General features: G+C 67.9%; 16 protein-coding genes and 1 pseudogene. 15 read left to right on the forward strand and 2 right to left on the reverse strand.

Features of this window, described 5'->3' with window-relative positions; genetic code table 11:
• The first annotated feature begins 18 nt into the window (after window positions 1–18).
• From rpsK to C3E99_RS11385, 9 genes and pseudogenes are all read left to right on the forward strand, one after another.
• The gene (rpsK, locus tag C3E99_RS11345) at window positions 19–408 is read left to right on the forward strand and encodes a 30S ribosomal protein S11 (RefSeq protein ID WP_003040416.1); all 390 of its coding nucleotides are present in this window, start codon (window positions 19–21) and stop codon (window positions 406–408) included.
• Window positions 409–508: 100 nt separating this feature from the next.
• Window positions 509–1,567 carry a DNA-directed RNA polymerase subunit alpha gene (locus tag C3E99_RS11350; protein WP_067105458.1) on the forward strand — a complete coding sequence of 353 codons (1,059 nt, stop codon included), beginning with the start codon at window positions 509–511 and terminating at the stop codon, window positions 1,565–1,567.
• Window positions 1,568–1,766: 199 nt separating this feature from the next.
• The gene (gene rplQ, locus C3E99_RS11355) at window positions 1,767–2,186 is read left to right on the forward strand and encodes a 50S ribosomal protein L17 (RefSeq protein ID WP_067105459.1); all 420 of its coding nucleotides are present in this window, start codon (window positions 1,767–1,769) and stop codon (window positions 2,184–2,186) included.
• A 298-nt stretch (window positions 2,187–2,484) separates the two neighbouring features.
• Window positions 2,485–4,629 (forward strand): prolyl oligopeptidase family serine peptidase, encoded by a 2,145-nt coding sequence (locus tag C3E99_RS11360; protein WP_076076426.1) that lies wholly within the window; start codon window positions 2,485–2,487, stop codon window positions 4,627–4,629.
• Window positions 4,630–4,694: 65 nt separating this feature from the next.
• A pseudogene (locus tag C3E99_RS11365) lies at window positions 4,695–5,143 on the forward strand (GAF domain-containing protein).
• Between the two features lie 114 nt (window positions 5,144–5,257).
• Window positions 5,258–6,100, forward strand: a complete 843-nt coding sequence (locus C3E99_RS11370; RefSeq protein ID WP_076076431.1) for a glycine zipper 2TM domain-containing protein — start codon at window positions 5,258–5,260, stop codon at window positions 6,098–6,100.
• A gap of 127 nt (window positions 6,101–6,227) precedes the next feature.
• Window positions 6,228–6,773 carry a hypothetical protein gene (locus C3E99_RS11375; RefSeq protein ID WP_076076434.1) on the forward strand — a complete coding sequence of 182 codons (546 nt, stop codon included), beginning with the start codon at window positions 6,228–6,230 and terminating at the stop codon, window positions 6,771–6,773.
• A 234-nt stretch (window positions 6,774–7,007) separates the two neighbouring features.
• Window positions 7,008–7,541: a hypothetical protein gene (locus tag C3E99_RS11380; RefSeq protein ID WP_076076436.1), complete on the forward strand. Its 534-nt coding sequence runs from the start codon at window positions 7,008–7,010 to the stop codon at window positions 7,539–7,541.
• A gap of 182 nt (window positions 7,542–7,723) precedes the next feature.
• A complete protein-coding gene (locus C3E99_RS11385; RefSeq protein ID WP_076076439.1) occupies window positions 7,724–8,155 on the forward strand; it encodes a PilZ domain-containing protein in 432 nt (143 codons plus the stop codon).
• Window positions 8,156–8,227: 72 nt separating this feature from the next.
• Here the strand turns inward: C3E99_RS11385 and ctrA are convergent, their stop codons facing one another.
• A complete protein-coding gene (gene ctrA / locus C3E99_RS11390) occupies window positions 8,228–8,935 on the reverse strand; it encodes a response regulator transcription factor CtrA (protein WP_003040277.1) in 708 nt (235 codons plus the stop codon).
• A 139-nt stretch (window positions 8,936–9,074) separates the two neighbouring features.
• Window positions 9,075–10,001: a LysR family transcriptional regulator gene (locus C3E99_RS11395; RefSeq protein ID WP_076076441.1), complete on the reverse strand. Its 927-nt coding sequence runs from the start codon at window positions 9,999–10,001 to the stop codon at window positions 9,075–9,077.
• Window positions 10,002–10,143: 142 nt separating this feature from the next.
• Between C3E99_RS11395 and C3E99_RS11400 the strand changes: the two genes are divergently transcribed.
• From C3E99_RS11400 to C3E99_RS11425, 6 genes are all read left to right on the forward strand, one after another.
• Window positions 10,144–10,851, forward strand: coding sequence for a pirin family protein (locus C3E99_RS11400; protein WP_076076444.1), 708 nt, complete (start codon window positions 10,144–10,146; stop codon window positions 10,849–10,851).
• 115 nt (window positions 10,852–10,966) lie between these two features.
• On the forward strand, window positions 10,967–11,569 hold the full coding sequence (gene wrbA / locus C3E99_RS11405; RefSeq protein ID WP_076076446.1) for an NAD(P)H:quinone oxidoreductase: 603 nt from the start codon (window positions 10,967–10,969) through the stop codon (window positions 11,567–11,569).
• A 4-nt stretch (window positions 11,570–11,573) separates the two neighbouring features.
• Window positions 11,574–12,389, forward strand: coding sequence for a DODA-type extradiol aromatic ring-opening family dioxygenase (locus C3E99_RS11410; protein WP_076076449.1), 816 nt, complete (start codon window positions 11,574–11,576; stop codon window positions 12,387–12,389).
• Between the two features lie 47 nt (window positions 12,390–12,436).
• Entirely contained in the window at window positions 12,437–13,120 is a 684-nt protein-coding gene (locus C3E99_RS11415) for an RluA family pseudouridine synthase (RefSeq protein WP_104959798.1), read from the forward strand.
• Entirely contained in the window at window positions 13,113–13,514 is a 402-nt protein-coding gene (gene arfB / locus C3E99_RS11420) for an alternative ribosome rescue aminoacyl-tRNA hydrolase ArfB (protein ID WP_067112444.1), read from the forward strand. Before C3E99_RS11415 ends, arfB begins: the two co-directional genes overlap by 8 nt.
• 9 nt (window positions 13,515–13,523) lie before the next feature.
• Window positions 13,524–14,108: an SOS response-associated peptidase family protein gene (locus tag C3E99_RS11425; protein WP_158682259.1), complete on the forward strand. Its 585-nt coding sequence runs from the start codon at window positions 13,524–13,526 to the stop codon at window positions 14,106–14,108.
• The last annotated feature ends 72 nt before the right edge of the window (window positions 14,109–14,180 follow it).

Genomic DNA, 14,180 nt, shown 5'->3' on the forward strand with positions numbered 1-14,180 from the left:
CTAGGACAGGATTTCATCATGGCTCGTGAACCGCAGCGCCTTCGTCGGCGCGAACGCAAGAATATCTCTTCGGGGGTCGCCCACGTCAACGCGACCTTCAACAACACGATGATCACCATCACCGACGCGCAGGGCAACGCCATTGCCTGGTCGAGCGCCGGCATGATGGGTTTCAAGGGCAGCCGCAAGTCGACCCCCTACGCCGCGCAGGTCTGCGCCGAGGATGCCGGCAAGAAGGCCGCCGAACACGGCGTGCGCACGCTGGAAGTCGAAGTGAAGGGCCCCGGCGCCGGTCGCGAATCGGCGCTGCGCGCGTTGCAGGCGGTCGGTTTCCACATCACGTCGATCCGCGACGTGACGCCGATCCCGCACAACGGCGTGCGCCCGGCCAAGCGCCGCCGCGTCTGACGCTTCCGGATCGGCGGCACCCCCGCCGCCGCGCCGTCACACCATTCACGCGAGGGCAGGCCGCGACCCCGACCCGTCCCGCAAAAGCAAAGGGAAGTCCATGACTGTCAATATCCGGAACTGGCAGGAATTGAAGAAGCCCAGCAACCTGGAAATCAAGGCCGGCAGCGACGGCAAGAGCAAGGCGACCTTCGTCGCCGAGCCGCTCGAGCGCGGCTTCGGCCTGACGCTGGGCAACGCGCTGCGCCGCGTGCTGCTGTCGTCGCTCCAGGGCGCGGCGATCACGTCGATCAAGATCGAGAACGTCCTGCACGAATTCTCGAGCCTTGCCGGCGTGCGCGAGGACGTCACCGACATCGTCCTCAACGTGAAGCAGATCGCGCTCAGGATGGAAGGCGAAGGCCCGAAGCGGCTGCAGCTTTCGGCGACCGGCCCCGCCGTCGTCAAGGCGGGCGACATCATGGTGTCTGGCGACATCAAGGTGATGAACCCCGACCATGTCGTCTGCCATCTCGACGACGGTGCGACGCTGAACATGGAACTCGTCGCCGACACCGGCAAGGGCTATGTCCCCGCGACCGCCAACCGTCCGGCCGACGCGCCGATCGGCCTGATCCCGGTCGACTCGCTCTACTCGCCGGTGCGCCAGGTCGCCTACAAGGTCGAGAACGCCCGCATCGGGCAGGAACTCGACTATGACAAGCTCAACCTGACCGTCGAGACCGACGGCACGGTGACGCCCGAGGATGCGGTCGCCTATGCGGCGCGCATCCTGCAGGATCAGCTCCAGGTCTTCGTCCACTTCGAAGAGGCGATGAACGACAGCGGCCTGATCGGCATGGCGGCGCCGTCGCAGGCGAGCGAGGAGTCGGACGTCAACCAGCTCAACCGCTTCCTGCTCAAGAAGGTCGACGAACTCGAACTGTCGGTCCGCAGCGCCAACTGCCTCAAGAACGACAACATCATCTACATCGGCGACCTGGTCCAGAAGACCGAGGCCGAGATGCTCCGCACGCCGAACTTCGGCCGCAAGTCGCTCAACGAGATCAAGGAAGTGCTCTCGTCGATGGGTCTGCGCCTCGGCATGGACATCCCCGGCTGGCCGCCGGAGAATATCGAGGAAATGGCCAAGAAGCTCGAACAGGAGCTGCTGGGGTAATCATCCTCCCCGAAACGGGGAGGGGGACCATGCGAAGCATGGTGGAGGGGCACGCGCTGCGTAAACCTCCTGTGCCCCTTCCACCACCCTTCGGGTGGTCCCCCTCCCCCCGCGGGGGAGGAACGGGAATGGGTCGGCCCGTTAATCGACCTGGTCTGGGCTACCTCATACGGGCCCTTAACGAACGAAGGACAAGAACATGCGTCATAAATCGGGTGGCCGGAAGCTTCAGCGCACCAGCGCGCATCGCATCGCGATGTTCCGCAACATGTCGGCCTCGCTGATCAAGCACGAGCAGATCACGACGACCGTCGCCAAGGCGAAGGAACTGCGCCCCTATATCGAGAAGCTGGTCACGCTCGCGAAGCGCGGCGGGCTCGCCAATCGCCGCCTCGCGCAGAGCCGGCTGATGGACGACACGCAGCTCGTCAAGCTGTTCGACGTGCTCGCCGAACGCTACAAGGATCGCAACGGCGGCTACACCCGCATCATCAAGGCGGGCATCCGCGCTTCGGACGCGGCGCCGATCGCGATCATCGAATTCGTCGACCGCGACGTCGATGCCAAGGGCCAGGATTCGGGTCCGGTGATGACCGACGAGGAACTGGAAGACGCGTAAGCCGCGCCTTTCCGGTGACACAAGATCAAGGGCGGCGTCCATGGGACGGCCGCCCTTTTTCATGGGTTGGAATCGTCATTGCGAGGAGCGAAGCGACGCGGCAATCCAGAGTTGGCGCAAACCGCTCTGGATTGCTTCGCTCCGCTCGCAATGACGAAGGGGGTCAATCTAATGTCATCAGAGTCCAAGGTGATCAGGCTTCAGGTTCGCATCCCACCCGATTCCCCTTGCCCGCCATGGGCCGATGGTTTCATAGGGACGCAAGATTGTTTCCCGACACGATGAGGATCGCCTTGCCATGCACCGCAAAAGCCTGTCCGCGCCGCTGGCGCTGGTTGCCCTGCTCATGACGCCGGGAGCGGCCGGGGCGACCGACGCGGCGGCGCCTGCAAGCGGGCTCGCCTATCCGGCGACCGAACGCGACGGCACCGCCGACACGCAGTTCGGCGTGACCGTCGCCGATCCCTATCGCTGGCTGGAAGACGACGTCCGCGTCGCGCCGAAGGTCGCCGACTGGGTCGCGGCGCAGAACAAGGTCACCGACGCCTATCTCGACACGCTGCCCGGCCGCGACATTTTCGCGAAGCGGATGACCGAGCTCTACAATTACGAGCGCTTCGGCCTGCCGCGCAAGGCGGGTACCCGCTATTTCTATACGCGCAACGACGGGCTCCAGCCGCAGGCGGTGCTCCATGTCCGCGACGGACTGGCGGGCGAAGGCCGCGTCCTGATCGACCCCAACGGCTGGGCGAAGGACGGTGCGACCGCACTGGCCGAATGGGAACCGTCGGAGGACGGCCGGTATCTGCTCTATGCGGTGCAGGACGGCGGCACCGACTGGCGCATCGTGCGCGTCATGGACGTCGCGACCGGCGCCGACACCCCCGACGAGATCCGCTGGGTCAAATTCTCGTCGCTCGACTGGGCGAAGGACGGCAGCGGTTTCTATTATTCACGCTTCCCCGAACCGCAGGCGGGCGAGGCGTTCCAGTCGCTCAACGAAAATCACGCCGTCTATTTCCACAAGCTCGGCACGCCGCAAAGCGCCGATGTGCTGATCCACGCGAGCCCCGATCAGCCGAAGCTGAACCACAGCACGCGCGTCACCGACGACGGCAAATATGTGCTCGTCGTCTCGTCGGAGGGGACCGACGAGCGCTATGCGCTGACGCTCCACCCGGTGAAGGGCGGCAAGGCGATCGCGCTGGTCGACGACTTCGCGAACAATTGGGAATATGTGACCAACCAGGGCCCGCGGTTCACCTTCGTCACCAACAGGGACGCGCCGCGCCAGCGCATCGTCTCGCTCGACATCCGCAAGCCCGGCGCCCTGACCGAGATCGTCCCGCAGCAGGAGGCGACGCTGGTCGGCGCCTCGCGCGTCGGCGACCGCCTGATCCTCTCCTACCTCGGCGACGCGAAGTCCGAGGCGCGGATGGTCGCGCTCGACGGCAAGCCGGTCGCGAACATCAATCTGGCCGCGATCGGATCGGCGGCGGGCTTCGGCGGCAAGCCGGGCGACCCAGAGACCTTCTACGCCTTTTCCAGCTTCGCCCAGCCGACGACCATCTACCGGCTCGACACGGTGAGCGGAAAGACCGACGTCTTCGCGGCGCCGAAGCTCACCTTCGACCCGAAGCAGTTCGCGGTCGAGCAGCGCTTCTACAAGTCGAAGGACGGCACCGAGGTGCCGATGTTCGTCATCCAGAAGAAGGGCATCGACCGGTCGCAGGGCTCGCCGACCCTGCTGTACGGCTATGGCGGCTTCAACGTGTCGCTGACCCCTGCCTTTTCGCCGACGCGGCTCGCCTGGGTCGACAAGGGCGGTGTGCTCGCGATCGCCAACCTGCGCGGCGGCGGCGAATATGGGAAGGCGTGGCACGACGCCGGCCGCCTCGCCAACAAGCAGAATGTCTTCGACGATTTCATCGCCGCGGGCGAATATCTGATCGCAGAGGGGATCGCCGGCCAGGGCAAGCTGGCGATCGAGGGCGGGTCGAACGGCGGTCTGCTCGTCGGCGCCGTCACCAACCAGCGCCCCGACCTGTTCGCCGCCGCGCTGCCCGCGGTCGGCGTGATGGACATGCTGCGCTTCGACCGCTTCACCGCCGGGCGCTATTGGGTCGACGACTATGGCTATCCGTCGCGGGAGAGCGATTTCCGGAATCTGCTCGGCTATTCGCCCTATCACAATATCCGGGGCGGCACCGCCTATCCGGCGATCCTCGTCACCACCGCCGACACCGACGACCGCGTCGTGCCGGGGCACAGCTTCAAATATACCGCCCAGTTGCAGCACGCCGATATCGGGCCGAAGCCGCACCTGATCCGCATCGAAACGCGCGCCGGCCACGGATCGGGCAAGCCGACCGACAAGATCATCGCAGAGGCCGCCGACAAATATGCCTTCGCCGCCAAATGGACCGGGCTGGCCGTCGAATAACGCTGCCTCACTCCGAAAGAACGCACATGTCGCACGCCTTCTCCTTTTCCGCGACCGATCCCGCGATGCTGTGGACCGAGGTGGCCGACGCCGCCGCGGCGCTGGTGGCGGGCGAAACCGACGGCATCGCAACATGGCGAACGTCGCGGCGCTGGTCTGGCAGGCGATCCCCGACCTCAACTGGGCGGGCTTCTATCGCTTCGACGGTCGCGAGCTGGTGCTGGGGCCGTTCCAGGGCAAGGCGGCGTGCATCCGCATCCCGCTCGACAGGGGGGTGTGCGGTGCCGCCGCGCGGCTGCGCGCGACGCAGCGCGTCGCCGACGTGCAGGCCTTTGCCGGCCACATCGCCTGCGACGCGGCGAGCCGCAGCGAACTGGTCGTGCCGATCGTCGTCGCGGACCGGCTGGTCGGCGTCCTCGATCTCGACAGCCCCCATCCGGGCCGCTTCGCGCCCGAGGATCAGGCGGGTGCCGAGGCGCTGATCGCCCGCGTCGCGCCGGCGCTCGCGGGCTGACATTGGCCCAAAATGGGACGCGCGGATCAGGGTAAACGGATTCGCGAACAAGCCTCGATTTTGCTAACATCCTGTTAACCAATGGCGGATTGCCGCCGGGAAAGGGGATTTGGCATGCGCACCATCTTGTTGCTCGGGGTCGCCGCGGGGTCGCTGCTGCTTGCAGGGCGCGCCAACAGCACGGAGGCGCCCGCTCCGTCGCCATCGCTCGAATATGGCGTGCCCACCGCGACCGACACGCGCGTCTACACCGGCTATCCCGATCGCGTGCCGAGCGAGGTCGAGTATCGCGGCGGCGATTATCCGCCGCCGCCGCCCGGCACGGTCTTTCGCGGCAGCTATGACGCCGAGGGACGCTGGACCGGCACCTGGGACGGCACCTATGAAGCGCCCGACGGGCGGCGCTATCATGGCAGCTACGAAGGCTCGGTCGAAGGCCGGCCGGGCGCGGGCGTCGATTATCCGCCCCCGCCGCCCGGCTATGCGCCTTATTATGGCGGATACGACCATGCCTATGAGGAAGAGATGCAACGGCGCTGCGGCCAGGGGGGCACAGTGGGCGGTGCGGTTGTCGGCGGCGTCGTGGGTGGCATCGCGGGCAATCGCATCGCCGGCCGCGGCAATCGCACCGCGGGAACGCTGATCGGCGGCGGGCTCGGTGCGATCGCGGGCGCCGCGATCGGCGATGCCGCGGATCGCCAGCGGTGCGAGGCATGGCGGGCGAGCCGCGGGGGCTATTACCAGGGCGGCGCCTATCAGCACGGTTACGGCTATGGCTATGGATACGGCTATTACACGCCGGGCGTGGTGGTGACGACGATCATCAACGGCCCGCCGGTGGTGACCGAACGCGTCGAAACGAGCACGCGCACCTATTATGAAACGGTCCCGGTGAAGAAGCGCGTCGTCGCCAAGAAGCGCTGGAAACCGAAACCCAAGCCGCGCTGCGTCTGCTGAGAAAGAGCGTTCGCGCGCAATCGGGTCGCCGCGTATCGAGGGCAGTTCAGCGACGCGAAAGCATCGGCCGCCTAAGGCGGGCGGTGATCGCGGGCGCCATCCCCCTGCCCGCCAAGGAGCGTAGCCGATGCGTAAGCTGACCAGCCTTGCGACCGCCACCGCCATCGTCCTGACCTCGGTCGGCCTGTCCGCCACGCCCGCCGAGGCGCGCAGCCGCCATGGCGGCTGGGGCGGCGGAGGCTGGGGCTATCGCCACCACGACCGGATCGACGCCGGCGACGTGATCGGCGGGCTGTTCGTCATCGGCGCGATCGCCGCCATCGCCAGCGCCGCGAGCCGGGACGGCCGCGATCGGCGTAACCGCGACGATCGCTACGAACCGCCCTATCGTGACGATCCGCGCGACATGCCGCGCTATGAATCGCGCCGCGACGACGCGCCGCGCGCCTATGGCAGCGGCGAAGCCGAAGCGCGCGCCGCCGATGCCTGCAGCTGGGCGGTCGAGGGCGAGATGGGCGACGACGCCCGCGTCGACAGCATCACCGACACCCGGCCGGCCAACGGCGGCGACGGCTGGTATGTCACGGGCACCGCGTCACGCCTGGGCGGCGAGGTGCGCAGTTTCGGCTGCAGCTACCGGAACGGCCGCGTCATCGACGTCAGCTTCGGCTGAGCCGATATCGGCGCCCTTTTGCGTCGGGCTTTCGGCGCATATCTCCTTCACACGAACAAAGGCCCGTTCCCCGGCGCGCCGCTTTTCGAACGGCACCGCAGTTCGCGGCGGGCGCCGGGCGCGGGTCCAAGACTGAACCCCAGATAAGCAGGAAGTTCAGGGCCGCGTCACCGCAGCGGCTCTACAAGGGCTCCAACAGGCAGCGACCGCTGCCTCGTGTGAAGGAGACCGAATATGACCCGGACACCCCTCCCCCGGACCGTCCCGGCCTGGACCAAGGCCGTGATCGGGACAGTCGCCGCGGGCGCCATGCTGAGCGCCACGCCCGTGGTCGCGCGCGACCGCCACGATGACGGCATCGGCGCGGGCGAAATCATCGCCGGTGCGGTGGTGCTCGGCGGGCTGGCCGCGATCCTCGCGTCCGGCAACGACCGCTACGATCGATACGACAGCCGGTATCGCGGCCGCTACGACGACCCTCGCCATGGTTACGGCTATGACTATCGCCGCTATGGCGACAGCCGCAGTGCGGTGAACCAGTGCGTCAACGCCGTGCAGCGCCGCGCGAGCCGCTATGGCCGCGCCGACGTGACCGAGGTGACGCGGATCGATCGCAAGCGCGACGGCTACAAGATCAAGGGCCGGCTGGTGGTGCGCGACGGCTATGGCCGTTGGGGCCGCGGCGGATCCTATGACAAGGGCAAGTTCAGTTGCGACGTGCGCTATGGCCGCGTCCATGACCTCGACGTCTCGGGCCTGCGCCGCTGACGCTTCGTCGCGCTCGGCCCACCGGCGCTTTTCGGCGCGCGGTGGGCCGTTGTCGCCGTGCGGCGGCCCGGCCGCCGCCGCCCGCGTCGCTATATGAAAATTTACCTTCTTCCTTTAGAGCCTGAAACGGGACCATAATTACCGCCGGACGTGGGGGTCGGGCGGCAGTATCGGGTCGCACCATGCCGCATCCAGAGGCCCCCGCCTCGACGGCTCCAGCCGAGAAACGCCGACCGCGTCAGTCGCGGCTGGTGAAGGCTGCGCTCGGGTGCCAGCGGCTCGGCCGGTTCGACGTCACGATCCGCAACGTGTCCGAACATGGTATCGGGGGGCAGGGTCCCTATCCGCTCGAAATCGGCGAGCGGATGACGATCTTCATGCCGGGGCACGATCCGATGCTCGGCACCGTGCGCTGGGTCGCGGACCGGAAATTCGGCATCCAGACCGACCAGCCGATCGAAACCGTCCGGCTGCGCGCGGCGCACGGCGATCAGCTCGTCACCGCGGACGCCAAGGCCGATTTCCAGATCGTCCCCGCGCCGCGGCTGTCGACATGGCGGCCCGGCCTGGGGCTGACGACCAAGCTTCCCGGCCACTACGGGCGCAGCCGCTAAGTACACGAGCACAAAAAAACCGGCGCGGATCGCTCCGCGCCGGGTCCCCCTTTGCCCTGTAGCGATGCGGCGTCAGGCGACGCGGCGCACTTCGTTGCCTTCCTCGTCGATGTCGCGTAGCACATAGCCGCGGCCCCAGACCGTCTCGATGTAGTTTTCGCCGCCGCAGGCGAGCGCCAGCTTCTTGCGCAGCTTGCAGATGAAGACGTCGATGATCTTGAGTTCGGGCTCGTCCATGCCGCCGTAGAGATGATTCAGGAACATCTCCTTGGTCAGCGTCGTGCCCTTGCGGAGCGAAAGCAGCTCCAGCATCTGATATTCCTTGCCGGTCAAATGGACGCGGACGCCGTCGACCTCGACCGTCTTGGTGTCGAGATTGACCGCGAGCTTGCCGGTCTTGATAACGCTCTGGCTGTGCCCCTTCGAGCGGCGGACGACCGCATGGATGCGGGCGACCAACTCGTCGCGGTGGAAGGGCTTGGTGACATAATCGTCGGCGCCGAAGCCGAACGAGCGCACCTTCGAATCCATTTCCGAAATGCCCGACAGGATCAGCACCGGTGTCTGCACCTTCGCGGTGCGCAATTTCTTGAGCACGTCATAGCCGTGCATGTCGGGCAGGTTCAGGTCGAGCAGGATGATGTCGTAATCATAGAGCTTGCCCAGATCGAGGCCTTCCTCGCCCAGATCGGTCGTGTAGACGTTGAAGCCCTCGGTCGTCAGCATCGTATCGATCGCCTTGGCGGTCGTCGGCTCGTCCTCGATCAGCAGTACGCGCATTGGGCACCCCTTAACCTGTTTCCCACGATCATCCCGCGACCTGTCCGCCGGCTATCGTGACGCCCCCGGCCGACCCCTGTTTGCAGGACTGCCGGAACATTAACCATGAAAGCAATGAAGGGAAAAGGTTAATTTTGATTTAATCGCCGGATTCCCGCGAGTCGCGCCCCGCGCACGACAGCTTCAGCGCCTCGACGAGATAGTCCGACAACGCCCGCACGCGCGCGGGGCGGAGGCGCGAGGGCGGCGAAAGCAGGTGGAGATAGGCTTGCGGAAGCGACCAGTCGGTCAGGATCTTCACCAGCGCGCCCGACGCCAGCGCCTCCTCCACGATGAAGTCGGGCAGCACCGCGATGCCGCCACCCGCGACGAGCAGCGGGACCATGACATCGCCGTTGTTCGCGAACAGCGGCCCCGTCGGCAGGACCGTCGCTTCTTCGCGCGCCCGATGGAACCGAAGCGGCGCGGCGCGCTCGCGATGGCCGTAGCCGATCAGCCGATGCCCGCCGAGGTCGAGCGGATGCCGCGGCGTGCCGTGGCTCGCGAGATAGGCGGGGCTTGCCAGCACCGACGCCGCGACCGGCGCGATCGTGCGCACGAGCAGACTGGAATCGGCGAGCGGCGCGATCCGCAGCGCAAGATCGATGCCTTCGGCGATGAGGTCCTGGCGCGCGTCGCTCAGCGCCACCTCGATCTCGACCGCGGGATGGCGTTCGAGGAAAGCGGCGAGCGGCGGGCCGAGCACCTTGATGCCGAAGCTCATCGGCGCCGCGAGCCTGACCGGCCCCGCAAGGTCGAGCCGGTCGCCGCGCGCCGCCTCGGTCGCCGCCGTCGCCGCCGCGACCATCGCGCGCGCTTCGCCGAGCAGCCCCTCCCCCGCCGTCGACACCGTCACAGAGCGCGAGCTGCGGTGCAGCAGGGTGATGCCGAGCGACGCCTCGAGCCGGCTCACCGCCTTCGACACGCTCGCCTTCGACAGACCGAGCGCCCCCGCCGCGGCCGTGAAGCTGCCGCTGTCGGCCACAGCGGCGAAACAGGCCCAGCCTTCATAATCGGGAAGCGCCATCAATACCCCAAATTCGGAAACGATCGTTTTCCATCTACGCTATTCCAGAAACGATCGCCATCGCTATCTTGGCTGCAACACGAAAGGCCGCCGGGACATATGGCCCGTGGCGGCGATGAAAGGACGATGAAAGGACAAGGCCATGATCGATATCCGCAAGTTCGATACGCTGGGCCACGCCGACCACGGCTGGCTCGATGCCCGCCACCACTTCTCCTTCGCCAACTATCATGACGAGGGCCGGATGGGCTGGGGCGCGCTGCGCGTCTGGAACGACGACGCCATCGCGGCGCAGTCGGGCTTTCCCCCGCACCCGCACCGCGACATGGAGATCATCACCTATGTCCGCACCGGCGCGATCAGCCACCGCGACAGCATGGGCAACAGCGGCCGCACCGCGGCGGGCGACGTCCAGGTGATGAGCGCAGGCACCGGGGTCACGCACAGCGAGTTCAACCTCGAGGACGAGGAAACGACGCTGTTCCAGATCTGGATCATCCCCGATCGTCCGGGCGGCGCGCCCGGCTGGGGTCAGCGCGAATTTCCCAAGGCCGACCGTTCGGGCCGGTTCGTGACCGTGGCGAGCGGGATCGAGGGCGACGGCGAAAGTTTCGGGGCCCTGCCAATCCGTGCCGACGCCCGCGTCGCGGCGGCGACGGTGAGCGCGGGCGACCGCGTCGTCTATGACCTCGGCGCCGGACGCCACGCCTATCTGGTCGCCGCCAAGGGCCGCATCCGCGTCAACGGCACGGATGCCGATCCGCGCGACGGCATCGCGATCCGCGACGTCGCCCGGATCGAGGTCGAGGCGATCGACGACGCCGAACTGGTGCTCGTCGACAGCCTCTAGCTCCCCCCCGCTCCCCTCCCGCCTTCGGGAGGGGAGCTTCGGGCCGCCGCCAATCCCCCTCCCCCGGCGGCGGCCCACCCCTCTTTTTTCAAGGCCGACTGAAAGGACAAGGAAGATGGCAAAGGTTCTGGTGCTTTATTATTCGAGCTATGGGCATATCGAGACGATGGCCGACGCGGTGGCCGAAGGCGCGCGCGCCGCGGGCGCCGAGGTCGATATCCGCCGTGTCGCGGAAACCGCGCCCGAAGCGGTCGTCCAGGCCGCCGGCTTCAAGACCGACACCGCGCACCCGCTGCTCAGCGACCCCAAGGAACTGGCGAACTATGACGCGATCGTCGTCGGCACGCCGACGCGCTTCGGCCGCATGTCGAGCCAGATGGCGAGTTTCTGGGATACCGCCGGCAGCGTCTGGGCGCAGGGCCTGCTGACCGGCAAGGTCGGCGCCGCCTTCACCTCGTCGGCGACGCAGCATGGCGGACAGGAAACGACGCTGTTCAACATCATCACCAACCTGCTGCACTTCGGCCTGACGATCGTCGGGCTCGATTATGGCTATGCGGGCCAGATGGGTGTCGAAGAGGTCAAGGGCGGCGCGCCCTATGGCGCGACGACGATCGCCAACGGCGACGGGTCGCGCCAGCCGAGCGAAGCCGACCTCGGCGGCGCGCGCTATCTGGGCGAACGCGTGGCGCGCACCGCCGCGAAGCTGGCGGCCTGACCCGATGCGCCGTCTGCCGAGCCTGTTCCTTTCGCACGGCTCGCCGATGATGGCGCTTGAGCCCAGTCCGGCGCGGGATTTCCTCGCCGGACTGGGCATCCGTCTGCCGCGCCCCCGCGCGATCCTCGCCGTGTCGGCGCATCACGACGCCGCGCAGGAAGGCGGCCGCGCGACCGTCACCGCATCGCCCCGGCCGCCGACGATCCACGACTTCGGCGGCTTTCCCGATGCGCTTTTCGCGTTGCGCTATCCCGCGCCGGGCGATCCCGCGCTGGCACGGCGCATCGCCGATCGCCTCGCCGCTCACGGCCTCGCCGTCACGGTCGATGCGGAGCGCGGGCTCGATCATGGCGCCTGGATGCCGCTTTCACTGCTCTACCCCGATGCCGACATTCCCGTCGTCCAGCTTTCGATCGCCTCCCACGCGCCGCCCGAATGGCATTATGCGCTGGGGCAGGCGCTCGCTCCGCTGCGCGACGACGGGGTGCTGATCGTCGGATCGGGCAGCATCACCCACAATCTCCGCGCCTATTTTTCCGCACGCCCGCCGATCGACGCCCCGGCGGCGCCCTGGGTGACGGCGTTCACCGACTGGATCGCCGACCGCATGGCCGCGAACGCCGTCGACGACCTGCTGCACGCGGTCGAACGCGCACCGCACGGCCGCGACAATCATCCGACGCCCGATCATATCCTGCCGCTGTTCGTCGCGATGGGCGCGGGCGCGGAAGACGATGGCCTCCACGCCAGGCGGTTGCACGACAGCGTCACCTATGCGGTGCTCGCGATGGACGCCTATGCTTTCGGTGCGGAGCAATAGATTTCAGCGACCTTGGCGCACCCGGCCGCTTCGCCTATAGCGCGGCGATGCTGCTGTCCGACCATGTCCTGTTCCTCGACGGCGAGGCCCTCGTCATCGACAAGCCCGAAGGCCTGCCGGTCGATCCGCCGCGCGACGGCAGCCTCAGCCTCGAGAATCATCTCGACAGCCTGCGCTTCGGCTTCCGGCGCTGGCCGCTGCCCGTCCACCGGCTCGACCGCGACACCTCGGGCTGCCTGCTGCTCGCGCGCAATCCCAAGGCGCACGGCCGCTTCACCCGGGCTTTCGAGGCGCGCGCGGTCGAGAAACGCTATCTGGCGATCCTCGACGGCGTGCCCGCTGGCGACAGCGGCACGATCGACCTGCCGCTCGCCAAGACGTCGAGCGCGGAGACGGGCTGGCGGATGATCGGCGACCCGAAGGGCAAGCCGTCGGTGTCGCACTGGGAAAAGCTCGCCGTCGCGGACGGCCGTGCGCTGCTTCGCTTTCGCCCCGAAACGGGCCGCACCCACCAGCTTCGCGTTCATGCGCTCGAAGGGCTCGGCTTCGCGATCCTCGGCGATCCCGTCTATGGCCGCGGCCGGAAGAGCGATCGCACCCTGCTCCACGCCGAGCGGCTGGTCGTCGAACGTGACGTCAAGCCGCCCATCGTCGCCGAGGCGCCCTTCCCCGACCGCTTCGCCGCGCTGGGCTTCGCGGCGCCCGAAGGCGCGGCGCCGACCCGTGGCTGACATCCCCGAAAGCGCGATCTCCGAACGCTTTCTCGCCGGCTCCGGCCCCGGCGGACAGAATGTCAACAAGGTCGCCACCGCGTGCCAGTTGCGTGTCGACGTTTTCGCGCTCGGCCTGCCCCCCGATGCGTACCGCCGGCTCAGGACGCTCGCCGGGAGCCGGCTGACCGCCGACGGCGAACTGGTCATCCTCGCGCGCCGCTTCCGCACCCAGGAGGCGAACCGCGCCGACGCGCGCGAACGCCTCGGCGAGCTGATCGACGCCGCGCTGGTTCGTCCCGAACGGCGGATCAAGACGAAGCCCAGCAAGGCCGCCAGGGCGCGGCGCGTCGACAGCAAGAAGGCGCGCAGCGCGGTGAAGGCGGGCCGCGGCCGCGTGCGCGGCACCGACTAGGACTCCCCCGTGCACCTCTACCGCCTCGACGCCCCGGCGAGCCGCATGGCCGCGGCCTTCGGGGCGGAGGCCGACGACGATCCATGGGCCGGCGACTATGTCGCGCCCGGCCGCCCGGCCCCGGTGATCGTCGGCGACGGGCGCGGCGGGACGCGGTGGCGGCTGCGCCCGCGATTGTGGGGCGTTCCGCCGCCCGCGTCGGGCACGCGCCCCGTCACCAGCGTCCGCAACCTGTCGAGCCCGTTCTGGATCGGCACGCTACGGCATCCCGAGCTTCGCTGCCTCGTCCCCGCAACCAGCTTCGCGCTGTGGTCGGGCCCCGCCGGCGCGCGGCGCCAGCACTGGATATCGCTCCGCGCCCGGCCGCTCTTCGCCTTCGCCGGCATAGTGCGCGACGCGGCGGACTGGCCCTGCTTCGCGGTGCTCGCCACCGATCCCAACAGCTTCGTCGAGCGCCTCGGCGGGCAGGCGATGCCGGTGATCCTGAATCCGGAGGATCACGCCCGCTGGCTGACCGCCGACTGGCGCGATGCGGCCGGACTGGTCGCCGCCTGTCCGGGGCATTGGATGGAAATGGGACCAACGCCGCCTTAACCAGCCCGTTTCACCATGCCCGTTGACCTTGCGATAACCATCGGATCGCTAGACCGGAGACGTTCGAATCAT

The sequence above is a fragment of the Sphingopyxis sp. MG genome, from assembly GCF_002953155.1.
Classification (GTDB): domain Bacteria; phylum Pseudomonadota; class Alphaproteobacteria; order Sphingomonadales; family Sphingomonadaceae; genus Sphingopyxis; species Sphingopyxis granuli.

What these genes read in the sequence shown, in the direction of transcription:
- rpsK (WP_003040416.1), top strand. Translation starts at nt 19, where the DNA reads ATGGCTCGTGAACCGCAGCGCCTTCGTCGGCGCGAACGCAAGAATATC.
- rplQ (WP_067105459.1), top strand. Translation starts at nt 1,767, where the DNA reads ATGCGTCATAAATCGGGTGGCCGGAAGCTTCAGCGCACCAGCGCGCAT.
- C3E99_RS11395 (WP_076076441.1), bottom strand. Translation starts at nt 10,001, where the DNA reads ATGGCGCTTCCCGATTATGAAGGCTGGGCCTGTTTCGCCGCTGTGGCC.
- C3E99_RS11370 (WP_076076431.1), top strand. Translation starts at nt 5,258, where the DNA reads ATGCGCACCATCTTGTTGCTCGGGGTCGCCGCGGGGTCGCTGCTGCTT.
- ctrA (WP_003040277.1), bottom strand. Translation starts at nt 8,935, where the DNA reads ATGCGCGTACTGCTGATCGAGGACGAGCCGACGACCGCCAAGGCGATC.
- C3E99_RS11410 (WP_076076449.1), top strand. Translation starts at nt 11,574, where the DNA reads ATGCGCCGTCTGCCGAGCCTGTTCCTTTCGCACGGCTCGCCGATGATG.
- C3E99_RS11380 (WP_076076436.1), top strand. Translation starts at nt 7,008, where the DNA reads ATGACCCGGACACCCCTCCCCCGGACCGTCCCGGCCTGGACCAAGGCC.
- wrbA (WP_076076446.1), top strand. Translation starts at nt 10,967, where the DNA reads ATGGCAAAGGTTCTGGTGCTTTATTATTCGAGCTATGGGCATATCGAG.
- C3E99_RS11360 (WP_076076426.1), top strand. Translation starts at nt 2,485, where the DNA reads ATGCACCGCAAAAGCCTGTCCGCGCCGCTGGCGCTGGTTGCCCTGCTC.
- C3E99_RS11385 (WP_076076439.1), top strand. Translation starts at nt 7,724, where the DNA reads ATGCCGCATCCAGAGGCCCCCGCCTCGACGGCTCCAGCCGAGAAACGC.
- C3E99_RS11415 (WP_104959798.1), top strand. Translation starts at nt 12,437, where the DNA reads ATGCTGCTGTCCGACCATGTCCTGTTCCTCGACGGCGAGGCCCTCGTC.
- C3E99_RS11350 (WP_067105458.1), top strand. Translation starts at nt 509, where the DNA reads ATGACTGTCAATATCCGGAACTGGCAGGAATTGAAGAAGCCCAGCAAC.
- C3E99_RS11375 (WP_076076434.1), top strand. Translation starts at nt 6,228, where the DNA reads ATGCGTAAGCTGACCAGCCTTGCGACCGCCACCGCCATCGTCCTGACC.
- C3E99_RS11400 (WP_076076444.1), top strand. Translation starts at nt 10,144, where the DNA reads ATGATCGATATCCGCAAGTTCGATACGCTGGGCCACGCCGACCACGGC.